We start from the raw sequence: 21,870 nt of genomic DNA, 5'->3' as shown, positions 1-21,870 counted from the left end.
TGCCGCCACCCATACCCTTCCCTATCCTGGCGCCGTACCACGCGCCCATGCGGGCGTTCAGCCGCCATGGGACCCGCCTGTCATGCCGACCACGCCCGACATCCTTCCGAGCGGCGCCCCCGACGCCGCGGCGCTTGAGCGGCGGTTGCGGGCCGCTCCCGACGATCTCGCGGCGACGCAGGAATTGGCCGGGCTGCTGTTCCAGGCGGGCCGCGCGGCCGACGCCGAGCCTCACGCCCGCAACGCGGTCCGGCTGGCGCCGGAGGACGCGCGCTCCCACAGGCTGATGGCGTTGGTGCTGGCCGACACCCATCGGCCCGAGGCTGCCGAGTTCCATTACCGCCGGGCGCTGGCCCTGGCGCCGCCGGACGCTGCGACGGTCGCGAACCTTGCCTGGAGCCTGACCTGGCAGGGCCGGCTGGAGGAGGCGCGGCGGACCTACCGCCGGGCCGCGGCGCTGGACCCGTCGATCGCCCTGACCTGGCACGGCTGGGCGCAGACCGAGGAGGCCGCCCGCGATCTTCCCGCCGCGCAACGGCTGGTGGACCGCGCCCGGCGTCTCGACCCCAGCCACCGTGGCGCCGACACCTTCGCGGCGGTCCTGCTGGCCCGGCAGGGGGCTGGAGAGCCGGCGCTTGCCGTCCTGGACGCGTCGGCCGCCCGTCATGGCGCCGCCGACCCCGACGCGCTGCTGGAGACGGGGCGCATCCTCGACCGGCTGGGCCGCCATGACGAGGCCTTCGCCGCCTTCGCCGCCGGCAAGGCGTTGCTGCGGCAGGCCGGGCGCCGCTACGGCGAGGAGGAGGCGGTGGACCTTATCGCGCGCCTCGCCACCTTCTTCGTGGCGCCGCGCCTGCGCCTGATGCCGCGGCCTGCCACGCCCGCCGTCGGGCCGCAGCCGGTCTTCATCGCCGGCGCGCCGCGCTCCGGCACCACGCTGGTCGAGCAGATCCTGTCCTGCCATCCCGCCATCGCCGCGGGGGATGAACTGCCCTCGCTCGGCGCAGTGGTCCGAGCGCTGCCGCAGACGCTGGGAAGCCCGCTCGGCTATCCCGAAGCGCTGTCGGAGCTGTGGATGGGCGACCAGCGCGACGGGCTGGAGCGGCTGCGCGACGCCTACCTCCGCCACGCCCGCAAGCTGGTTCCGGCCAAGCCTGGCCACACGCTGTTCACCGACAAGATGCCCTTCAACGAGACGCATCTCGGCCTGATCGCGCTGATGTTCCCCTCGGCACCGGTGATTCATGTGCTGCGCCACCCGCTGGACGTCGTGCTGTCGATGATGGGGACCAATCTGACCCACGGCTTCCACTGCGCCAACGCTGTCGAAACGGCGGCCCGCCACGTCCTGCGGGTGTTCGATCTGGTCGAGCATTACCGGCGGGAGATGCCGCTGCGCTACCTGCCGCTGCGCTACGAGGATCTGGTGCGGGAGCCGGAACCGGCGGTGCGGCGTCTGCTGGGCTTCCTCGGGCTGGGTTTCGACCGCCGTTGCCTGCGTTTCGAGGAGAACCGGCGCCCCGCCCGCACGCCCAGCCACGCCCAAGTCGCGGAAAAGCTCTACAGCCGCTCCATCGACCGTCACCGCGCCTACAGGACCCATCTGACGCCGGCGATCCCGATCCTGGAGCCGGTCATTCTCGGGCTGGGCTACAGCCTGTAACATGCCACCCATGCCACCCATGCCCCCGTCGGACAGCGACCTGTGCGAAATCCGCCGCCGCGAAGGCCGGCTGGACGAGGCCGCCGCCCATGGTCGCTGCGCCGTCGCGCTCGATCCCGGCGACGCGGCGGGCTGGTACAATCTGGGTGTGGCGCTCTACGACCGGCTGGAGGTCGCGGCGTCCATCGCTTGCGAGCGGCGTGCCGTCCGGCTCGCCCCGGACGCACCGGGGCCGCATTTCGAACTGGCCGAGGGGCTGCTGCTCTCCGGCCAGTGGGAGGAGGGGTGGCGCGAGTATGACTGGCGCTGGCGCCTTCCCGGCGTGCCGCCGCTGATTCCGGCCGCCATTCTGGAGCGGCATGGGCACACCGCCGCACGCTGCTGGGATGGCCACCCCTTGCCCGAGGGCACCCTGCTGCTGGTCGCCGACCAGGGCTTCGGCGACACCATCCAGTTCGCCCGCTACCTGCCGATGGCGGCGGCGCTCTGCCCGAATCTCGTGGTCGCCTGCAGCCCGGACATGAGGCCGGTGATCCGGTCCCTTCCCGGCGGATACCGCACGGTCACCGACTGGGAGGAGGCGCCGCCCTTCGCCGCCCACGCCGCGCTGTCCAGCCTGCCGGGGCTGTTCGGCACGAGGCCCGACATCGTTCCGCCCCCGCTCCCCGGCCTGCGGGCCGAGCCGGAGCGGGTGGAGCGCTGGGCGGAGCGCCTGGACGGGCTGCTTCCCCGCGGCTACCGCCGCGTCGGGCTGGTCTGGGCGGGGCGGCCGACCCATGGCAACGACCGCAACCGCTCCCTGACGCTGGCGCGGCTCGCGCCGTTCTTCGTTCTGGAAAAAACGGTTTTGGTGTCGCTTCAGAAGGGGCCGGCGCAGGCCGAGGCCGCCCGCTACTACGGCGCGGCGCCCTTGGTCGATCTGGGGCCGGAGCTGGGGAGTTTCGCCGACACCATGGCGGTGCTGGCGCAGCTCGACCATGTGGTCTGCGTGGACACGGCGGTCGCCCATCTGGCCGGGGCGATGGGGCGCCCGACCGCGGTGCTGCTGCCCTACGCGCCGGACTGGCGCTGGCTGCTGGGGCGAGGCGGCACGCCGTGGTATCCCACCGTCACGCTGCACCGGCAGCCGGCGCCCGGACGGTGGGACGAGGCCATCCGCGGCGCCGTCGCCGCGGCGACCGGAGGCAACATCAGGGCTTCAGGGCGGCCAGCCCGTCGGTGATGCCCTTGGTGGAGAGCGGGAAGGCCACCGCCTGCGTCCCGCCATAGGGGCGGACGGCGATCTGCGCGCCCTTGGAGCGGCGCAGCGCGGTCAGGGTCGCCTCGTCCATCGGGGCGTTGGCGAGGCAGCCGTCCTGGATGCACTGCTGGTAGGTCAGCGGCAGCGGCTTGCCGTCGTCGATGGTCAGCGCCGCCCCGGCGCGCAGGTCGACGCCCAGCGGCAGGATGACGACCATCACCCCCTTGCCGTCCGGGGCGAAATAGCCCACCGACGCCTTGAGGATGCGGGTCGCCTGCTTGGCCTCCTTGTTCTCCATGACGCGGGTCTGCGAGAGGAAGCAGCGCGGCTTGCCGTCGGGGGGCGTCTCGCATTCGGTCTGCCAGTCGCCGAAGGTCTTGCCCGGCTCCACCGCCCCGGCGGGCGCCCCGCCCACGAGGAGGAGGGGGAGCGCGGCCAGCGCTCCCGTGATGATGGCCTTCCGCATCGCCGTCATGCTCCTCACAGCTTCCACTTCAGGCCGGCGGTCGCCGACACCGTGTTCTCGCGGGCGCGGATCGCGTCCTGGACGCCGATGGTGGCGGTCAGCCGGTCGTCCAGAGCCACGCCCAGCCCGGCGCCGACCACCAGGGCATCGCGGCCCGGCTTGCTGGCGTCGGCGGTGAAGGCCACCCCGCCCAGACGGTTGGTGGTGGAGGCCGTGGCGTCGGCGAAGTCATGCTCCCACGCCAGGGCGGCGTTGGGCAGCAGGCGCCAGCCGCCCACCGTCACGCTGGTCCCGGCGCGCACGCCGAGCGCGCTGCGCAGGCTGGTCCAGCCCGCCGCCTCGACGTCCAGCGCCACGCCGCCGCCGGACTCGCGGAAGGCTTCGCGGGTGATGCGGTCGAAGCGCAGGCCGGCGCGCGGCTCGATCCAGGCGCTGTCCGACCCGGCGAAGGCCATGCGGTGCCCGGCGGCGATCTCGACGGAGACGTCGTGACCGTCCGCGCTGCCGCTGGCGCCCTGGCCCAGCGTGCCGAAGGCGATGCCGCGCGAGGCGTCGTAGTTGGCGTAGCCGTAGCCGATGGCGCCCTCGACGAAGGGGGTGTCGGCCGTGCCGCGCAGGCTCCAGGAGCCGTAGAGCGTCGCCTGGTAGCTGTCCACGTCGGCCTTGCCCAGCCCGTCGCGCGAGGTGACGCGGTTGCGCAGGTAGCCCAGCGCCACGCCGCCGCTCACGCCGTTCTCGTAGCTGTGGTCGGCGCCCAGCAGGAAACCACCGATCCGCTCGGTGGTGCCGGCGGCGTTGCCGTCCGAGCCGGTCCGGCTGTAGGCCGCCAGCGGCTGGCCCCACACGCCGCCCGACCCGCGGGCCTCACCGGTTTCGCCCACGGCGCTCGTGCCGTTGCCGCTGCCGTTCAGCCGGACACCGGAGGACGCTGCCGCGCCGCCGCGCAGCGCCGACAGACGGCCTTCCACCGCGCTGCCGAACAGGCGGCGGCTGGTGCGGTCGGCGGCCAGCGTGTCGGCGTGCAACTTGCCCGAGAGCTGGTCGAGCGCCCCGGCGATGCCGCTGCCGGGCAAGCCGTAGAGGCCATTGAACAGCGGGGCGGCGACGCCCTCCAGCCGCGCCCCGGCGGCCGGACGCAGCGTGTCCACCGCCGCGCCGGCGGCCCGCTGGTTGCGCGTGCCGCCGCGGACCGCGTAGTTGGTCGGCGTGACCACCAACCGGACGGCGGTGGCGTCGTAGAGCGTGTCGAAGCGGGTGCCGGCCTCCAGCCCCGCCGCCGGCTGCGTCACCGCGGCGAAGCCGCCGGCCACGCCGCCGTCCGCCTGGACGATGGTGAAGCTCTGGCCCAGCGTGGCGGTGTAGGCGTTGGTCGCGTCGCCGCTGATGCCGCGCAGCACCGGAGCCAGCGTGCCGGCGGCGGTGAAGGACGCCCCCTGCACCCGGATCTGATCGTGGTTGCCGGCACCGAAGCCGGCGGTCGGGCCGTCGATCTCGGCGTTCAGGACGCTGGTGCCGGTCAGAGTCACCGCGGACTGGAAGGTCAGCGCGCCGGGGGAGTTGCCCGGCGACACGGTGCCGGCCAGCGTGGCCGGGCCGCGGACGGTGCCGCCGCCGCTGAAGGTCGAGCCGGCGCTGGTGGTCAGCGAGCCGGAGACCACGCCGTTCACGGTCGCCGAACCGCCATTCCCCACATTGACCGCGCCGGTGATGCCGGTGGCGGCCACGGTGACGGTGCCGTCGCCCACCGTGACCGGGGCCATGACGGCGCCGGCCAGGGTGGCGCTGCCGCCGGAGGTCACGGTGACTGCGCCGTTGACCGCGCCATAGGCGGCGACGGTCAGGGTGCCGCCATTCACCGCCAGCGTGCCGCCGACGCCGCCGCCCTCGACGACGGTCATGGCGCCGCCACGGGCCACCGTCACCGGAACGGCCACGACGCCGCCGACCGTGGCGCTGCCGCCGTTGTTCAGGGCCAGCGTGCCGCCCGCGACCACGCCGCTCCTGGCGATGGTCAGGGCCGCTCCGTCGCCCACCGACAGGCCGCCGGCGTTGGCGAGCTGGCCGGAGACGACCACGGTGCCCGGTCCCGACGCGGCCAGCGCGCCGCTGCCGCCGACGGCGCCCGCCAGGGTGATGGTGTTGCCGTCCGGCGTGATGGTGCCGCCGCGGCTGGTCACGGTGACCGACTGGCCGAAGGTCAGCGGCGAGGCCGGGCGCAGCGTGCCGCCGTCGAAGGTGACCGAGCTGCCCTGGACCGCGCCGTCGCTGTTGGTGAAGCTGGGGCGGCTGGTGTCGATCACGCCGGTCGGCGGAGTGGGCGTGGGATCGGGATTCGGCGTCGGGCCGGGACCGGGGTTCGGATTGGGTTCCGGCTCCGGCTCCGGGTTGGGATTTGGCTCCGGTTCGGGCTCCGGTTCGGGCTGCGGCGTCACCTTGGTCAGGGTGAGCTGAATCCGTTTTTCCGCCATGTCGAAGGTGGCCGTCGGGGTCAGCGTCGCGTCGCTGCCGGTGATCGCGGTGAAGGCGCCGGACACCCCGCCCGTCGCGGTCACGATGGTGTAGGTCGTGCTGTCGCCGTAGCCGCTGCCGGTGGTGGTGACGGACAGGTCGCCGCCGATCGTGGCGGTGCCGGTAACGGCCAGCTTGCTGGCCGCCGAAGACGTCGTCCGGATCGCCAGCGTGCTGTCGCTCTGCTGCGTGTAGTTGCCGGTGACCGTCAGGGTGCCGGGCGCGCCGGAGCCGCCGGGGGTCACGGTCGTCCCGGACGGGCTGGTCACGTTGCCGACGACCGTTCCGGTGCCCGTCAGCGTCGTGCCGCTGCTGAGCTGAAGCCCGGTGGTGAGGGAGCCGTTGACGCGCAGTGTGCCGGCCTGGAGGTTCGTGGTCGTGGCCGAACTCGCACCCCCCAGCGTCCACTCCGTTCCGTTGACGTTGAGGGTGGTCAGGCCGGACACCGGTCCGGACAGGGTGCCGCCGCCCTCCAGAAGAAGGACTTGGTTCTGCCCTCCGGCCTGGATGCCGCCGACCAGCACGCTGCCGTCCTTCAGGTTGATGAAGCTGCCCGTCCCGAAGCCGAAGGTCTTGATCGCGCTGAAACCGCTTCCGGCGGCGATGGTGCCATGGTTGACGATGGTCGACGGGCCAGTGACAGACAGCACGTCGCCGGTGCCGATGATCGTGCCGTAGTTGGTGACGGTGGACTGCTTGGAAATGGAGGCGGCGGAGACCGCCGCATAATCCGTCTGCATGGGGTCCGTCGCCGGCCGCACGTTTTTGATCAGCGCGGCGCTGTTGGACGGGGACCCGTTGGTGAGGGTGAGAGCGTGGGAGCTTTCAATGGCGGACCAATTGCCGATGATCGTTCCGGTGTTTTCGATGACCGATGTCAGCGAACCCGCCGAGTTCGCCAGGAGAATGCCGTGGTAGGTCTTCGGCACCGAGATCAATCCGGAATTGATGATGGTGCCGTAGGTTTGGGCGTAGATGCCGTCGGCCTGATAGAAGTTGGTGTCGACCGAAATCTTGATCGTGCCCTGGTTGGTCAGGGTCCATCCGCCGGACGACTGGACCCACACGCCGGTGGTCAGGTCGGTGTACTGGTTGCCGGTGCCGCTGTCGACCACGCCGCCGGTGCTGGTGATGAGGATGTTGCCGGCGGTTGGATAGAAGGTCTGGTTCTGGATCGTCGTCAGCGTGTCCATCGGCGCCGCACTCGCGGCCAGCGACACGCCGAGCGCAATGGGGGCGGCGACCACCGCCGGCAGGCGGCCACCCGACATCAGGCTGTGGCGGATCGACTCAAGGGGGGATTGCGACGGCGGCATAGGCGGTTCACCTTGCGAGCGGGGCGTAAGCGTTACGACCAATGGTTTGAACCACCTAATCATAACGGGTAGCCTCCATCGCCGCTAAGATAAAATGCATGAAAATATATAAATCGTGAATTTTATTTTTGTCTAATCTTGCAAATTGTCGCGAAAAATAGGCAATGAATTTGTTGATTCTTGTGCAATGAAAGATGATGCTCTGTCTTGCTCTTGGGGTTTTGCTCGGGTTCGCCCCATCATTTGGGAGGGATGGGGATCAACCAATTAATAATTTCGAGAATGCCCTGATTTGAAAATGCAGGAAATTGTCAAAAACGGTACTCCGGCCGGCTCGCCGCTCTGCTTCCGCCGTGTCAATGTGGCAAATTCCACCGCTGAACGTTAATGGGCGGAGTGGCGCCGGCCCGGCGGTCGCCGCGTCCTGGCGAACCGCCGGGCCGAAAACGGTCACAGAAGCCGGGCGTTCAGAGTGATCTCCGTTCCGGTCAGCGCCTTGGACACCGGGCAGTTCTTCTTGGCGCCCTCGGCCTGTTGCTGGAAGGTCTGGGCGTCGATGCCGGGGATCTCGGCCTCGCAATCCAGTTCGATCCTGGTGATGGCGAAGCCCTCACCGGCCTTGTCCAGATGGACGCGGGCGGTGGTGTGCACGCGGGTCGGCGTGTGCCCGGCCTTGGACAGGCCGGCGGACAGCGCCATGGAGAAGCAGCCGGCGTGGGCCGCGGCGATCAGCTCCTCGGGGTTGGTGCCGGTGCCGTTCTCGAAACGCGACGGGAAGGAATAGGCGCCTTCGAACGCGCCGCTGCCCAGCCGCATGGTGCCCGAGCCCTGGGCGAGATTGCCGCGCCATTCCGCATCCGATTGCCGCACAGCCATTGGTGTTCTCCCGATCATCAGAGTGTTGGATGAACCGACGCTCCAGGTAGAGCCGTCCGAGCAAACGGCAATCGCCACAGGGGTTAAGCAAGAGGAGCGGTTGGCATCCGAAAAGCATCCGGGGCATACGGAAAAGCAGAGGAAGGCGCAGAACAATTAAGGTTTTGTGGCGTTGTCCCGGCACGGCGAAAGCCAGAGGTTGAATGGGGGTAGGAGGAATGAGCATGCGCCAACCGGATTGGCAGATCGCGGCTGGAACGGCGCCGCGGGGCGGCGATGCCCCGGCGGTCAGCGCCGCCGACATCCGGGCGCTTCTGGCCGAGAGCGGCTGGCTGGCCGTCGACGCTTCCGCCCTGTCCGACGAGGACGACCTCTACGCAGCCGGATTGACCTCGCATGGGTCGGTGAACCTGATGCTGGCGCTGGAGGAGCGCTACGGCGTCGAGTTCCCGGAACATCTGCTGCGCCGCCGCACCTTCGAGAGCATCGCGGCGATCCGGTCCGCGGTCGCCGGTCTGCTGGATGGCGCGCCGGGGGCCGGATGAGGGCGCCCACGCCGGACAGCCTGCCGGCCATGGCCGCCGAGGTTGCCGCCGATGCGGCCGCCATCGCCGGGCGCCATGCGGACAGCGTGGACCGCGAGGCGCGCTTTCCCGCCGAAGCCTTCGCCGCCCTGAAGGACGCGCGGCTGCTCGGCCTGATGGTGCCGCGGGATTTCGGCGGCGGCGGTGGCGGGCTGGCCGATGCCGCGGCGGTGGCCCACGCGCTGGCCCGGCAATGCCCGTCCACCGGGCTGATCTACGCCATGCACCAAATCCAGGTGGCCTGCCTCGTCCGCCACGGCCAAAACGGCGCCTGGCACCGCGGTTTCCTGGAGCGGCTGGCCGGGGAGCAGCTTCTTCTCGCCTCCGCGACGACCGAGGCCGGGATCGGCGGCGACGTGCGCTCGAGCGCCTGCGCGGTGACCGGCACCGTGGGGGGCGAGACGGGCGACGCCTTCCGGCTCGAAAAGCAGGCGACGGTCATCTCCTACGGGGCGGAAGCCGATGCGATCCTGGTGACGGCGCGTCGCACGGCGGACTCGCCGCCCTCCGATCAGGTCATCGTTCCGGTGTTGCGCGGCCAGACCCGGTTGGAGGAGATCGGCGGCTGGGACACGCTAGGCATGCGCGGCACCCGCAGCGTCGGCTATCGGCTGGTTGCGGAGGCGGAGCGGGCGCAGATCCTGCCGCTGCCCTACGCCGACATCGCCGCCCGCACCATGCTGCCGGTGACCCACATCCTGTGGAGCAGCGTGTGGCTGGGCATCGCGACGGACGCCGTGGCGCGGGCCGCCGCCTTCATCCGGGCGGAGGCGCGCAAGCGTCCCGGCACCCCGCCGCCCGGAGCGCGTCGGCTGGCCGAGGCGACCGCCGGGCTCCAGGCCATGCGCGGGATGGTGCGCGGCGCGCTCGCCCGGTTCGAGGAGGCGGCGGACGATCCCGACCGTCTCACCGCTCCGGGGTTTACGGTCGCCATGAACACGCTGAAGACGGAAGCAGCGGAGATGGTGGTGCGGATCGTCGGGCAGGCGATGCTGGCCGGCGGTCTGGCCGCCTACCGCAACGACAGCCCCTTCAGCCTGTGCCGCCATTTGCGCGACGCCCACTCGGCGCCGCTGATGATCAACAACGACCGGATCCTGGGCAACACGGCGAACCTGCTGTTGGCGCACAGGGACAACGGTTCTCTCTTCGGCTGAGGCTTTCTCGGAACGGAATGCGGCGGATGGACATGCGGGCAGGAAGCACACCGGCGGAGAATGGGCAGGCGGCGTTCCGCGACGCGCTGATCGCGGCCGGGCTGCTGATTCCCACGGGGGTCGACGGGCTGTACGGCCGCAGCGGCGCCTTCGAGGATGTCGTGGAGCGCTTCAACGACCTGATCACCACCTGGGGCGGCGGCGACGGCGCGGACGTCATGCGCTTCCCTCCGGGGGTGGCGCGCCATCAGTTCGAGCAGAGCGGCTATCTGAAGAGCTTTCCGCATCTGGCCGGCACCGTCCACGCCTTCAAGGGCGACGAGCGCGCCCACCAGTCCATGCTGCGCCGGCTGGAGGAGGGGGAGGAGTGGACCGACGCCCAGATGGCCACCAACGTCGTCCTCACCCCCGCCGCCTGCTACCCCGTCTACCCGACCATCGCGGAGCGCGGGCCGTTGCCCGCCGAGGGGGCGCTGGTCGATGTCTATTCCTACTGCTTCCGCCATGAACCCTCGCTGGATCCGGCGCGGATGCAGATGTTCCGGATGCGCGAATATGTGTGCGTCGGCACGCCGGGGCAGGTGATGGACTTCCGGCAACGCTGGGTGGAGCGCGGGCGGGCGCTGATGGAATCGCTCGGCCTGCCGGTGGCCGTCGATCTGGCGAACGACCCCTTCTTCGGACGGGCCGGGCGGATGCTGGCGGCCAGCCAGCGCGACCAGGGGCTGAAGTTCGAGCTGCTGATCCCCATCGCGTCGGCGGAGCACCCCACCGCCTGCCTCAGCTTCAATTACCACCAGGACCATTTCGGGCTGCTGTGGGACCTGCGGACGCCGGATGGCGCCGTCGCCCACACGGCCTGTGTCGGCTTCGGGATGGAGCGGGTGGCGCTGGCGCTGTTCCGCCATCACGGCTTCGACGCGAAGGCGTGGCCCGCCGCCGTGCGCGCCGTCCTGTGGGGCTGAGCGGGCAGGGGAGGCCGGACATGGCGCATCCGCTCGACAGGCCGGACCGCGACTGGGCGGAGACCAACTGCTACACCGACCTGTGGCTCGGGCTGCTGCGGGCGCTGGGGATGGAGCCGATGGCCGCCCTGGCCTTTACCGTCGCGCAGGATTTCGAAGGCGACCAGTTCACCTTCTTCAAGGTGCCGCCGGAGGATCTGCGCCGGCTCTACGGGCTGGAGGTGCAGGAACTCGCCCTCTACGACCGGGTGGAGACCCACGCGGCGGTGCAGGTGGCGCGCGGCCGCCCCGTGCTGGTCGAGGTGGACGGCTATCACCTGCCCGACACGCGGGGAACCTCGTACCGCGCGCAGCATGTCAAGACGACCATCGCGATCCTCGGCCTGGATGCGGGCGCGCGGCGGCTCGACTACATCCACAACGCCGGGCGCTTCACGCTGGAGGGGGAGGATTACGACGGCCTGTTCGCCCCGGCGCCGCTGTTCCCCTATGTGGAGTTCGTGAAGCGCGGCGGTCCGGCCTTGAAGGGAGAGGCGCTGATGGACGCCTCGCGCGGGCTGCTGTCCCACCATCTGCGCCGCCGTCCGGTGGGCAACCCCATCGCCGCCTTCCGCGCCGCGCTGCCGGAGCATCTGGAGATTCTGGCCGCCCGGCCCATGGACTATTTCCATCTCTACGCCTTCAACACGCTGCGGCAGGTGGGAGCGAATTTCGAGCTTCTCGGGATGCATGCGCGCTGGATCGGCGGGCCGGCGGAGGCGGCGGAGGCCTGCGCCACCCTCTCCGCCACGGCCAAGGCTCTTCAGTTCCAGCTCGCCCGCGGCGTACACCGGCGGCGCTTCGGCGATCACGCGGAACCGCTGGAGGCGATGGAGCGCGCCTACGACCGCGCGCTTGGCGCGCTGCTCCGCCGCTACGGGTGACCGACGATGGCGCGCCTTCACGCCGTGACGGGCCGCAGCGTGACGCCCCTGTCCGCGGGCTGGGAACTGTGCGTGACCGAGCCGGGGGCGACGCCCGGCGGGGACTGGCTGCCCGCCCCGGTGCCCGGCACCGTCGCCCAGGCGCTGCGCGAGGCCGGGCTCTACCGGCTGGGCGATCCGCTCCCCCTGCACGATCGCGACGTCTGGTACCGGGTGCGGCTGAGCGGTGACGGGCCTTGCACCCTGCGCTTCCATGGCCTCGCCACCGTCGCGGAGGTGTGGTTGGACGGCAAGCGCATCCTGGCCAGCGACAGCATGTTCCAGAGCCATGACGTTCCGGTGACATTGCGCGGCACGCACGCGCTGCGCATCGTCTTCCGCGCCCTGAATCCGGTGCTGAAGGCGCGGAAGGGGCGGGGCCGCTGGCCGGTCCGGCTGGCCGAGCCGGCAGGACTGCGAACAGTGCGGACCACGCTGCTGGGGCACATGCCCGGCTGGTGCCCGCCCGTGCCGGCGGTCGGCCCCTGGCGCCCGGTGGAACTGATCGCGGAGGATGGTCCGCTGCGCGTCCGTTCGGCGGACCTGAGGGCCACGCTGGAGGGGCGGGACGGCCGCCTGTCCCTGACCTTGGCGGCGGCCTGGAGCGGGTCCGCTCCCCCGCCGGGGTGGCTGGAGCTGGGGGAGGCGCGGGCGCCGCTCCGCTGGACCGGGCCGGAGGAACTGCGCGGCGACCTCCGCCTGCCGGAGGTCGCGCCCTGGTGGCCGCACAGCCACGGCAACCCGGCGCTCCACGCCGTGCGCGCGTCGGTGGGCGACGAGCGCATCGATCTCGGGCGCACCGGCTTCCGCCGCATCGAGCGCGAGCCTGGCGACGGCTTCGCCCTGCGCGTCAACGGGGAGCGCATCTTCTGCCGCGGCGCCTGCTGGAGCAGCCCGGACATCGTGGCCCTGGCGGGAACGCGGGAGGCGTACGCCCCCTGGCTGGAGCTGGCGCGGCAGGCCGGCATGACCATGCTGCGGGTGCCGGGCATCGCCACCTACGAGGCCGACGCCTTCTTCGACCTGTGCGACGCGATGGGGATTCTCGTCTGGCAGGATTTCATGTTCGCCAACTTCGACTATCCGGCCGACGAGCCGTTCCTCGACGGCGCTCGGCGGGAGGCGGCGCAATTCCTCGACCGGGTGCAGGCGGCGCCGTCGCTGGCCGTGCTGTGCGGCGGCAGCGAGGCGGAGCAGCAGGCGGCCATGCTCGGCCTGCCGCGCGAGCGCTGGACACAGCCGCTGTTCGACAGCGTCCTGCGCGACGAGGCGGAGCGGGGGCGGCCGGACGTGCCCTACGTCGCCAACTCCCCGACCGGCGGGCCGCTGCCCTTCGCCGCCGACGCCGGGGTGGCCCATTACTACGGCGTCGGCGCCTATCTGTGCCCGCTGGAGGACGCGCGGCGGGCGAATGTCCGCTTCGCCTCCGAATGCCTCGCCTTCGCCAACATGCCGGCGGCGGGAGCGCTGCCCGGCGTGCCGGCGGTCCACGACCCGCGCTGGAAGGCGCGCGTGCCGCGCGATCCCGGCGCCCCGTGGGATTTCGAGGATGTGCGGGACCATTACCTGCGCGGCCTGTGCGGCGTCGATCCCATGGTCCTGCGCTACGAGGACCCCGACCGCTACGCGCGGCTGTCCCGCGCGGTGACGGGGGAGGTCATGGAGGCCGTCTTCGCGGAGTGGCGGCGGGCCGGCTCCACCTGCGCTGGCGGGCTGGTCTGGATGTTCCAGGACGTCTGGCTGGGGGCCGGCTGGGGCGTGGTCGATTCCGCGGGCGTGCCGAAGGCGGCGTGGCACGCCTTGCGCCGCGCCTTCCGGCCGGTGCAGGTCCTGCTGACCGAGGAGGGGGTGAACGGGCTGGCGATCCATCTGCTGAACGAGACGGCGGAGCCGGTGGAAGCGGTGCTGACCCTGACCGCCCTGCGGCGGGGCGAAGTGCCGGTGCTGCGGATCGGGCGGACGGTCACCCTGCCGCCGCGCAGTGTTCAGGCCGTGCCGGCGTCCTCGCTGCCCGACCGCTTCGTCGATCTGACCGGCGCCTACCGTTTCGGTCCGCCCACCCACGACGCGGTGGTGGCGGCGCTCACCGATGCGCAGTCAGGCGCTCTGGTTGCGGACGCTTTCCATTTTCTCCAGGGCGGGCGGATGGAGCGTGCGGAGCTGGGGCTCGGCGCCCGCGTGAAGCGGACGGATGAGGGGTGGGCGCTGATCCTGTCGAGCCGTCGCCTCGCCCGCTCCGTCCACATCGAGGACGACGGGTTTCGGGGAGAGGAGGAGTGGTTCCATCTGCCGCCGGGCGTGGAGCGCCAGGTCCGGCTGATCCCGCGCCACCCTGGCGCGGCGGTGCCCGATGGCGAGGTCCATGCGTTGAACGGTCTGGACCCGACGCGCTACCGGGGGGACGCATGACGCCCGAACCGCCCATGCCCGTTCTGTTCGAGGACTGTTTCGGCTGGCTGCACCCGGCGGGTGGGCGGCGCGGCGTCGTGCTGTGCGCGCCCTATGGCGCGGAGGCGCTGGCCACCCATCGGGCGTGGCGTGGCTTTGCCGAAAAGCTGGCCGCGGCCGGATTGCCGGTTCTGCGCTTCGATTATCCCGGCACCGGAAACAGCGCCGGGGAGGAGGACGATCCGGCCCGGCTGGAGGCGTGGCTCGGCGGCATCCGCGCCGCGGCCGCCCATCTGCGCGCCGTCGCGGGGGTGGGGGAGGTGGCGCTGGTGGGCTTGCGGCTGGGCGCCCTGCTCGCCACGGCGGCGGCCCGCGAGGTGGGGGCGGACGCCCTGGTCCTGCTGTCGCCTTTTCCCTCGGGCCGGGCCTTCCTGCAGGAATTGCGGGCGGTCGCCCTGCTCGCCGAACGTCCGGCGGACGCCCCGCCCGCGGTGGGGCCGGAGGGGATCGACAGCGCCGGGTTCCGCCTTGCTCCGGAAACGGCGGAGGCCCTGCGTGCGCTCGACCTCGCGCGGCTGACCGAGGCCCCGGCGCCGCGGGTGCTGATCCTCGACCGCCCGGAGGGCCGCGCGGCCGTTCTGGCGGAACGGTTCCGTGCGCTGGGGGCGGACGTCGACGAGGCGCCCTTCCCCGACCACGCGCGGCTGATGAGCAGCGTCCAGCACGCGGCTCTGGACTGCCCGGCTTTCGCGCGTGTGACGGCCTGGCTGGCGCGCGGGATGGCGCCCGCCGGTCCGCTCCGGACGGTGGCGGCGCCCGCCCTCCGTTTGTGCCTTGCCGGCGCGGTGGAGCGCCCGCTCCGTTTCGGTCCCGGCGCCGGTCTGTTCGGCGTCCTCTGCGAGCCGGCCGCCGCGGCCGCCGAGCGGCCCGCCGTCCTGCTGCTGAACAGCGGCGCCACGCCCCACACCGGCACCGGGCGCATGTCGGTGCGGCTGGCCCGGCGGCTGGCTGCGCGGGGGATCGCCTCGCTGCGCCTGGATCTCGGCGGGTTGGGCGACAGCGCGTCGAAGCCCGGACGCCGTGACGGGCTGATCTATTGCCGCGATATGGTGGAGGATGCGCAAGCCGGGCTGGACGCGCTGGCGGCGGCGGGGCATGGCGCCGCCGTGGCCGTGGGGTTGTGCGCCGGAGCGGCGGTGGCGCTGCGCGTCGCGCTGGCCGACCCGCGCGTGGTCGGGCTGGCGCTGGTCAATCCGGGCCGCTTCGTTCTGGGGGACGGGGTGACGCAGGAGGAGGCCATCGGCAGCGCGGTGAAGCCGGCCGCCGCTTATCTTCCCCGGCTGACCGAGCCGGCGGTGTGGCGGGCCATCCTGCGCCAGGACCGCAAGGCGTCGCGCGTCGCGCGCGGCCTGTCGGAGCGCGCGGCCCGCCGGCTGCGCATCGGGGCCGGGCGGCTGCGCGCCGGACTGACGGGGGGCGGCTACGCCCGCGACGATGTGCTCCACGCCTTCCAGGCGCTGGCCGACCGCGGAGCCCGCACGCTGATGGTCCACAGCGCGGGCGACGTGACGCTGGGCGAGTTGGAGGCGCAGGCCGGGGCCGACGGCGGGCGGCTGCGCCGGATGGGCGGGCTGTGGATGGAGCGCCTCGCCGGGGCCGATCACAGCCTGATGGAGCGCGCCGCGCGGGAGCGCTTCGCCGACCTGCTGGATGAGCTGTTGGACCAAATTGGCGCGGGCGCGACGGGCACCGTGCGCGGGAAGGGCCCCGGCCCACCGGAAGGGACCGGGGCGCTCCGCGTCAATCACGCGACGGGAAATAGCCCAGCATGAAGATGAAGAAGAACAGCGACTGGTAGGGCTGCAGGTTGTTGAGGGCGACCGGGGTCGAGACGACGCCGCCGCCCGGGCTCACCTCGATGGTGGCGCCCGTGGGGCCGCCGCTGACCGTGCCCTGCGAGGAGAGCGCGCCCATCAGCGAGCTTCCGGTCGGCGGCGTCGGCATGCTGGAGGCCGGGATGTAGGGACCGTCGACGCTCACGTCGGTGCTCGGATCGATGAATTGGCCGCCCAGCACCGCGGGAATGGCGGACGGGATGTTGCTGGTGCCGACCGCCGGGTTCAGCGGAACGGTGACCGTCGCGTTGAACGGCACGGTGCCGCCCGCGCTGCCACCCTGGAAGGCGGCCCCGTGGGTGTGCATCGGCAGATTGTTGCCGATGATCGTCGTGTACTGCGTCCCGCCCGCGTAGCCGTTGATGAGCGTGGTGCTGGTGTAGGGGCTGGTCCCCGGCCCCACCATCACGCGGCCGCGCAGGTCCGGCAGGTTGAACGTCGAGTTGTCCTTCGCGGTGCCGAAGGCCCCGGCCGTGATCGCCCACAGGGCTTGGAACTGCGCCGAGCTGACCGCTTGTCCCAGGCATTGCTGCGTGTTCACGGGGGCGAAGTTGCCGGCGAATGGAAAGACGGACCCTATATAGAAATCCATGGCGAAATCTCCGGTGGTATCGATGCGCTGGGACGGACGGTGCGCGATGGTGTGCGAAGGACCCGGCGGCCGGGCTCAGTTCAGGACCAGTTCGAAGCAGCCCCGTTCGGGATCGCGCGGAATGATCCGCACGATGTAGAAGGGGCCCAGCAATCCCGTCGTCGGATGGTCGATCTGGAAATAGCCGTTCCACAGATGGCTGATGCCGTAGGTTTCGAACAGAGCCGAAAAGGACGTGCGTTTCGCCCAGCGCGGCGTGCATTCCGGCCGCGGCGTCAGCTTCGTCAGTTCGACCTCCGTGATCACGGACCCGTCCTCCGGGGCCACGAAACGGAACGTCTGGCCGAGATGCGGGGCGAACATCTCGTGGGAGATGGAGGCGATGTCGATGGTCATCTCAAAGGTCCGGGCTCAGGGTCTTGAAGTGCGGCGGTCGTTCCGGGCGTGCAAAGCCAAAACGCCGCATCCGTCCATCCGGTGGTCGACGATCGGGGAGTGACCCCGGATCAGTCGCGCATCGGGAAGATGCCGCTGGTGACGATCAGCATGGTCAAAGCCAGATAGGGCTGCATGTTGTTCACCGGAGTCGGGGCGGTGACGCCGCCGCCCGCCGAAATGCTGACCGTGCCCGTCAGTCCGCCCATCGTGACGGTGCCGGTGGCCGAACCGACCAGGGCCGAACCGTTCGGCGCGGTGCCGGAGCTGTAGGGGCCCTCCAGCTCGATGCCGGCGCCGACGGTGTCGTTGAGCCGGAGGGCGCCGAGATAGTTGTTGCCGCCCGCCGGGGTGCTGCTGGCGCCGACGACGGTGCTCACCGGGATGGCCGCGGCGGCGGTGACGGTCGCGCTGGTGCTGCTGCCGACCGGCGAGAAGGTCGCGGCGTGGATGTGCGCCGGCAGATTCTGCTGGGTGAGTATGTTGTTCGCGACGCCGCCGAAATTCCCCGGGTTGAGCGTCTGGTTGTTGAGGTAGGGGCTGGTGCCGGACCCCACCATCACGCGGCCGCGCAGGTCCGGCAGGTTGAAATTGGTCGTGCCGTTGCCGCCGTACATCGCGCCGGTGACCGCGAACAGAGCCTGGTTCTGGCCGGTCTGCAGCTGCTGGCCCAGGCACTGGGCCGTGTACTGGGGGGCGTAGGCGCCGGTGAACGGGAAAACCAGGCCGAGGTAAACTTCCATGACGACACCTCCTGTTTATGAAACCGGTTGCAGCGGCCTGTGGCCAGCGTCTTACCAACGACGCGCCACGCCGCCGAATGTGATAGAAAGCATACCGACATATTCTCCTGATCGGCTGGTTCGCGGGCAATAAACGATACAAAAAGTTACTTTTTCCGATTGTTATCGTTTCAGAAAAACCTTTTGGTTGCGCATTGGTGTATGCTCTGCACGGTTTGGCCGGATCGGGGGCGCACAGGGCGATTCGCCCGGAGCGTCGAGCGGCTCCTGGCCACGCGCGCCGCACCGCCCCGATACCGAGGCGGACGACTCGCGCCGTGTCCGCCGCGCCGCGGGTGCATGGCGGCGATTCTTGCGTCGTGCACGCGTTTTCGGCTATTCAGGGCACGCGCTTGTGCTACCGGAAGGGGTGTGGCCGATGGCCGTTCTGAATGGGTCGCTGCCGCTGCTCGGCGGATTGACGGTGCGGTTCCCCCGCCCATCGGACGACGACTTCCTGATGGGCCTGTTCATGGACGCGCGCCCGTGGCTGGCCAAGGCGCACCATGACCGTGACTTCATCCGGACGCTCTACGAACAGCAGTACAGCGCCCGGCGCATGGGGCAGGAAACCCGTTATCCGGAGCATCTGGATTTCGTCGTCGAGAAGACGGGCCAGCCGGTCGGCCGGATCGTCATGGATCTCGGCCGCTACGACTGGCGGGTGTCGGAGGTGGAAATCCACCGTCTGGCCCGCGGCAAAGGCATCGGCACCGATCTTCTGCGCAGCTTCCAAGGGACTGCGGCGCAAATGCGCATGCCGATCACCTTGTCGGTGGCCGAGGTGGAGACGCGCGTCCACTGGTTTTACCATCGGTTGGGCTTCGATCTTCTGGCGAAGACGTCGCCGTCCCTGGAGTTGATCTGGCTTCCGCCCGGCCATCCGGGAATCCAGCATCTGCCGCCGCAGATCCTGCCGGTGCAGATGCACCAGGGTGGAGCGTCCTGATTCCGGCTCCATTGTAACGCGGTCGGGCGGTCCGCTTCCTCTTGATCGAGTTCCGGGGCGGTCATCTTGTGCCGGGCCTGTGACATCGGCGCGCAGTGTTCTGCCCGTGAATGCTTGATTTTGTCCGCCGAACGCCCGCCAAAGGCGAGGTTCTGCTGCAAAAAGCATACTTTTATATGCATTTGTTTCAGTGATGAAATCGACAATGCATTACGGAAGCAAATGCATCGAATTATGTCGGCTTGGCTCTCTTTCCTGATGCAAATCGATGCAAACAGGGCACTCCTTCTGCCGCCAGAATAGGCTGATGCGCTGTTAAAGACTGTGAAAAGGTGGTAGTCTCCCGCAAGCTATTCACTTTTTGGTGACTGCTTCCGGCGTAGGGTCGGGCGGTGTTGCGTATGGCGGGAGACTGATGATGGCGCGCAAGCGTGGTTCGAACGGCAGCGGTGTGAATGGGCGTTCCGGCATGGCACGCAAGCCGTCCTCATCGATGTTCGCGATGGCTCTCGAACAGCGCTTCATGTTCGACGCGGCGGGGGCCGCTACAGCCGCCGAAGCCCATCTGCAACCCGATCCCGTGCCGAACGATCAGGGCGCCGGCAAGGCCGACGCCGCCGACAAGCTGGCCGATTGGGCGGCCAAGGAGGCGAATGTTCCCGTGGCGGCCGCCCCGGCCGCCTCCGCGCAGACGCACACCGAACCCCAGGGGCCGGTCCGTTCGGTGGTGTTCGTCGACACCAGCGTGAACGACTATCAAACGTTGATCAAGGACATCGCCCCCGACGCCAAGGTCGTCCTGCTCGACCCCCAGCAGGAGGCGCTCGGCCAGATGGCGAAGGCGCTGTCCGGAATGTCCGGTCTGGATTCCGTCCAGGTCGTCAGCCACGGCAACGAAGGCCATCTCTACATCGCCGGCCGCGCCTATTGGGCGGACGGCTTGGCGAATCGCGCGCAGGATCTCCAGGCGATCGGCGCCGCGCTGAAGCCCGGCGGCGACATTCTTTTCTACGCCTGCAACGTCGGCGCCGGACAGGCGGGGCAGGAGTTCGTCCAGACGGTCCATCGGCTCACCGGGGCCGACGTGGCGGTGTCCAGCGACGAGACCGGCAACGCCGCCGGCCAGAACTGGACACTGGAGGTGCAAAGCGGGGCCATCGAGGCGGCGATTCCCTTTGCCCTGTCGTCCATGGAGACCTTCAGCGGCCGGTTGGGAACCGTGGTCGTCACTTCGGCGACCGGGACGGCGGCGGGATCGTTGAACCACGCGATCGCCAACGCGGCCGCCGGGGACGTGATCGAGTTCAGCTCGACGCTGGTCTCCAGCAAGATTTCCCTGGGCGTCACGACAAGCCTCCTGACGGCGGCGGTTCAGAGCTTCACGATCAACGGCGACGTGGACGGCGACGGTATCGCCGACATCACGATCTCCGGCGCCAACACCGGCACTGTGTCCGCGACGACGGACTATCGCGGCATCCTCTTCAATGCGCCCGGCAAGACGCTGACGGTCAAGAACGTCATCATGGAGCGCTTCTATTCGGGATCCGCCCTGCAGGGCGCGCTGACCTTGCAGAACGGGTCGCTTGAAGTGGATGGCGCGATCTTCAAGGACAACCTGAACAACGTCATCGTCACGACCACCGCGTCCACATCCGTGACGATCAAGAACTCGGTTTTCCGCGATAACACAGGTGTGGTGGTCGGTACGGCGGGCTTCGCGGTCGTTCGCACGCAGGTGAACGACACGCTGACGATCGAGAACAGTCTGTTTGCAGACAACCACTACGTCATGAACATGGGCTCGAATTCGGCTCTCTACCCGGGCTCCATTATTGCGCAAACGCACAACACTGCTAACTATACGGTGAACATACGCAACGTCACCATTGTCAATAACAGCTACGTTAACAACGATGCCGGCGCTATCAGCGTCAAGACGTCGGGAATCGGCACCTATTCCGGTGGATCGGCGACCGTGAACGTTTACAACACGATCATTGCGGGAAATTCCGGCAGTCTTGGTGGGACGAGTTTTGCCGATCCGAACGCCATCGTTTACAACAGCGACAAGATAACCCTGAACGCGGGCAACAATTATCAGGGCGCCATAACCGGCAATGCGATCTTCGTCGACTCCACCAACGCCACTACCAGCCTGCGCGACTATCGTCCGGCCTCGACCGCGACGACCTTCATCAACGCCGGCGACAGCAGCAACGCGAACCGCTACGGCGGCAGCTACGACATCCGCGGCATTGACCGCATCCGCGACGGTGCCCTCGACCTCGGCGCCTACGAGGTGCATTGGAACGTGGGCGAGCCGTCGGTCGACCTGAACGGGGCGGGCGCCGGCACCGGGGAGTCCGTCAGCACCTCCACGCCCGCCTCCGGGGTGCTGATCGCTCCCAACGCCGTTTTGGCCCAGACGGACAGCGACACCCGCCTGCTCGGCGCCACCATCACCCTGTCCGGCACGTCGGACGGCGCTGCGGAAGTGCTGAGCATGCTGGCGGCCTCCGTGGCGACGGCCAGAACCTACGGCATCAGCGTCACCGGCAATGACACCGGCACGATCACCTTGCGGGGTGCGGCCAGCGTGGCGAACTATCAGGCCGTGATCCAACTGATCCTGTACAAGAACACCGCCGGCAGCGTCACGGCTGGCACCCGAACCGCGACGGTCACCGTCAACGATGGTGAAACGACCAGCACCGCGCGGACCAGCCAGATCACCCTTGGGGGCTCTTCCCCCTCCAACGGCGCGCCGGTGAACAGCGTGGTTCCGACGGTTGGCGGAACGGCGACGGTGGGCAACGCCTTGACCGGCGGGACGGGCACCTGGAGCGATCCGGACGGCGACACGCTGAGCTACACCTATCAGTGGTACCGCGCGGACGACAGCAACGGCACCAACGCGGCGTCGATCAGCGGGGCGACCAGCGCCAGCTACACGCTGACCAGCTCCGACGCGCACAAGTACCTGCGGGTGGCGGTGATCGCCAACGACGGCAACGCCAACACGACGACGGCCTATTCGGCCTACACGGAAATCCTGAACAGCGCGCCGGTGAACAGCGTGGCGCCGAGCG

16 protein-coding genes are annotated in these 21,870 nt (G+C 70.0%); 10 read left to right on the top strand and 6 right to left on the bottom strand.

Features of this window, described 5'->3' with window-relative positions; genetic code table 11:
• Positions 1 to 82: 82 nt before the first annotated feature.
• Both DXK32_RS00730 and DXK32_RS00725 read left to right on the top strand, forming a co-directional pair.
• Positions 83 to 1,663, top strand: coding sequence for a tetratricopeptide repeat-containing sulfotransferase family protein (locus DXK32_RS00730; RefSeq protein WP_114856733.1), 1,581 nt, complete (start codon positions 83 to 85; stop codon positions 1,661 to 1,663).
• A 10-nt stretch (positions 1,664 to 1,673) separates the two neighbouring features.
• Positions 1,674 to 2,885 (top strand): glycosyltransferase family 9 protein, encoded by a 1,212-nt coding sequence (locus tag DXK32_RS00725; RefSeq protein WP_247876905.1) that lies wholly within the window; start codon positions 1,674 to 1,676, stop codon positions 2,883 to 2,885.
• Here the strand turns inward: DXK32_RS00725 and DXK32_RS00720 are convergent.
• From DXK32_RS00720 to DXK32_RS00710, 3 genes are all read right to left on the bottom strand, one after another.
• The gene (locus tag DXK32_RS00720) at positions 2,854 to 3,378 is read right to left on the bottom strand and encodes an invasion associated locus B family protein (RefSeq protein WP_114856732.1); all 525 of its coding nucleotides are present in this window, start codon (positions 3,376 to 3,378) and stop codon (positions 2,854 to 2,856) included. The genes DXK32_RS00725 and DXK32_RS00720 overlap by 32 nt on opposite strands.
• Before the next feature lie 5 nt (positions 3,379 to 3,383).
• Positions 3,384 to 7,193, bottom strand: a complete 3,810-nt coding sequence (locus tag DXK32_RS00715; RefSeq protein ID WP_114856731.1) for an autotransporter outer membrane beta-barrel domain-containing protein — start codon at positions 7,191 to 7,193, stop codon at positions 3,384 to 3,386.
• A gap of 450 nt (positions 7,194 to 7,643) precedes the next feature.
• The gene (locus DXK32_RS00710; RefSeq protein ID WP_114856730.1) at positions 7,644 to 8,069 is read right to left on the bottom strand and encodes an OsmC family protein; all 426 of its coding nucleotides are present in this window, start codon (positions 8,067 to 8,069) and stop codon (positions 7,644 to 7,646) included.
• 224 nt (positions 8,070 to 8,293) lie between these two features.
• Here DXK32_RS00710 and DXK32_RS00705 point away from each other — a divergent pair, with 224 nt between their 5' ends.
• The 6 genes from DXK32_RS00705 to DXK32_RS00680 are packed head-to-tail and all read left to right on the top strand — an operon-like array spanning position 8,294 to position 15,957.
• Positions 8,294 to 8,614 carry an acyl carrier protein gene (locus DXK32_RS00705; RefSeq protein WP_114856729.1) on the top strand — a complete coding sequence of 107 codons (321 nt, stop codon included), beginning with the start codon at positions 8,294 to 8,296 and terminating at the stop codon, positions 8,612 to 8,614.
• Positions 8,611 to 9,810, top strand: a complete 1,200-nt coding sequence (locus DXK32_RS00700; protein ID WP_114856728.1) for an acyl-CoA dehydrogenase family protein — start codon at positions 8,611 to 8,613, stop codon at positions 9,808 to 9,810. Before DXK32_RS00705 ends, DXK32_RS00700 begins: the two co-directional genes overlap by 4 nt.
• Positions 9,811 to 9,836: 26 nt before the next feature.
• Complete coding sequence (locus DXK32_RS00695) at positions 9,837 to 10,775, top strand: amino acid--[acyl-carrier-protein] ligase (RefSeq protein WP_247876904.1); 939 nt, start codon at positions 9,837 to 9,839, stop codon at positions 10,773 to 10,775.
• Between the two features lie 20 nt (positions 10,776 to 10,795).
• Entirely contained in the window at positions 10,796 to 11,698 is a 903-nt protein-coding gene (locus DXK32_RS00690) for a DUF1839 family protein (RefSeq protein ID WP_114856727.1), read from the top strand.
• 6 nt (positions 11,699 to 11,704) lie between these two features.
• Positions 11,705 to 14,146: a glycoside hydrolase family 2 protein gene (locus DXK32_RS00685; RefSeq protein ID WP_205215598.1), complete on the top strand. Its 2,442-nt coding sequence runs from the start codon at positions 11,705 to 11,707 to the stop codon at positions 14,144 to 14,146.
• On the top strand, positions 14,143 to 15,957 hold the full coding sequence (locus DXK32_RS00680; protein WP_162801022.1) for an alpha/beta fold hydrolase: 1,815 nt from the start codon (positions 14,143 to 14,145) through the stop codon (positions 15,955 to 15,957). Before DXK32_RS00685 ends, DXK32_RS00680 begins: the two co-directional genes overlap by 4 nt.
• On the opposite strand, the gene DXK32_RS00675 is transcribed toward DXK32_RS00680, so the two are convergent.
• From DXK32_RS00675 to DXK32_RS00665, 3 genes are all read right to left on the bottom strand, one after another.
• Positions 15,926 to 16,612: a phage tail protein gene (locus tag DXK32_RS00675; RefSeq protein WP_114856726.1), complete on the bottom strand. Its 687-nt coding sequence runs from the start codon at positions 16,610 to 16,612 to the stop codon at positions 15,926 to 15,928. The genes DXK32_RS00680 and DXK32_RS00675 overlap by 32 nt on opposite strands.
• Positions 16,613 to 16,687: 75 nt before the next feature.
• Positions 16,688 to 17,008 (bottom strand): DUF6916 family protein, encoded by a 321-nt coding sequence (locus DXK32_RS00670; protein WP_114856725.1) that lies wholly within the window; start codon positions 17,006 to 17,008, stop codon positions 16,688 to 16,690.
• 110 nt (positions 17,009 to 17,118) lie between these two features.
• Positions 17,119 to 17,790 carry a phage tail protein gene (locus DXK32_RS00665; protein ID WP_114856724.1) on the bottom strand — a complete coding sequence of 224 codons (672 nt, stop codon included), beginning with the start codon at positions 17,788 to 17,790 and terminating at the stop codon, positions 17,119 to 17,121.
• A 418-nt stretch (positions 17,791 to 18,208) separates the two neighbouring features.
• Between DXK32_RS00665 and DXK32_RS00660 the strand changes: the two genes are divergently transcribed.
• Positions 18,209 to 18,778: a GNAT family N-acetyltransferase gene (locus DXK32_RS00660; protein WP_114856723.1), complete on the top strand. Its 570-nt coding sequence runs from the start codon at positions 18,209 to 18,211 to the stop codon at positions 18,776 to 18,778.
• A gap of 415 nt (positions 18,779 to 19,193) precedes the next feature.
• Positions 19,194 to 21,870: DUF4347 domain-containing protein (locus DXK32_RS00655; protein WP_205215597.1), on the top strand; the 2,677-nt coding region annotated here is incomplete at its 3' end.

Origin of the sequence: Azospirillum brasilense, assembly GCF_003349955.1 — a bacterium.
GTDB lineage: Bacteria > Pseudomonadota > Alphaproteobacteria > Azospirillales > Azospirillaceae > Azospirillum > Azospirillum brasilense_B.
Note: the sequence above shows the minus strand (reverse complement) of the source record. Positions and strands in the feature narration are given on the sequence as shown.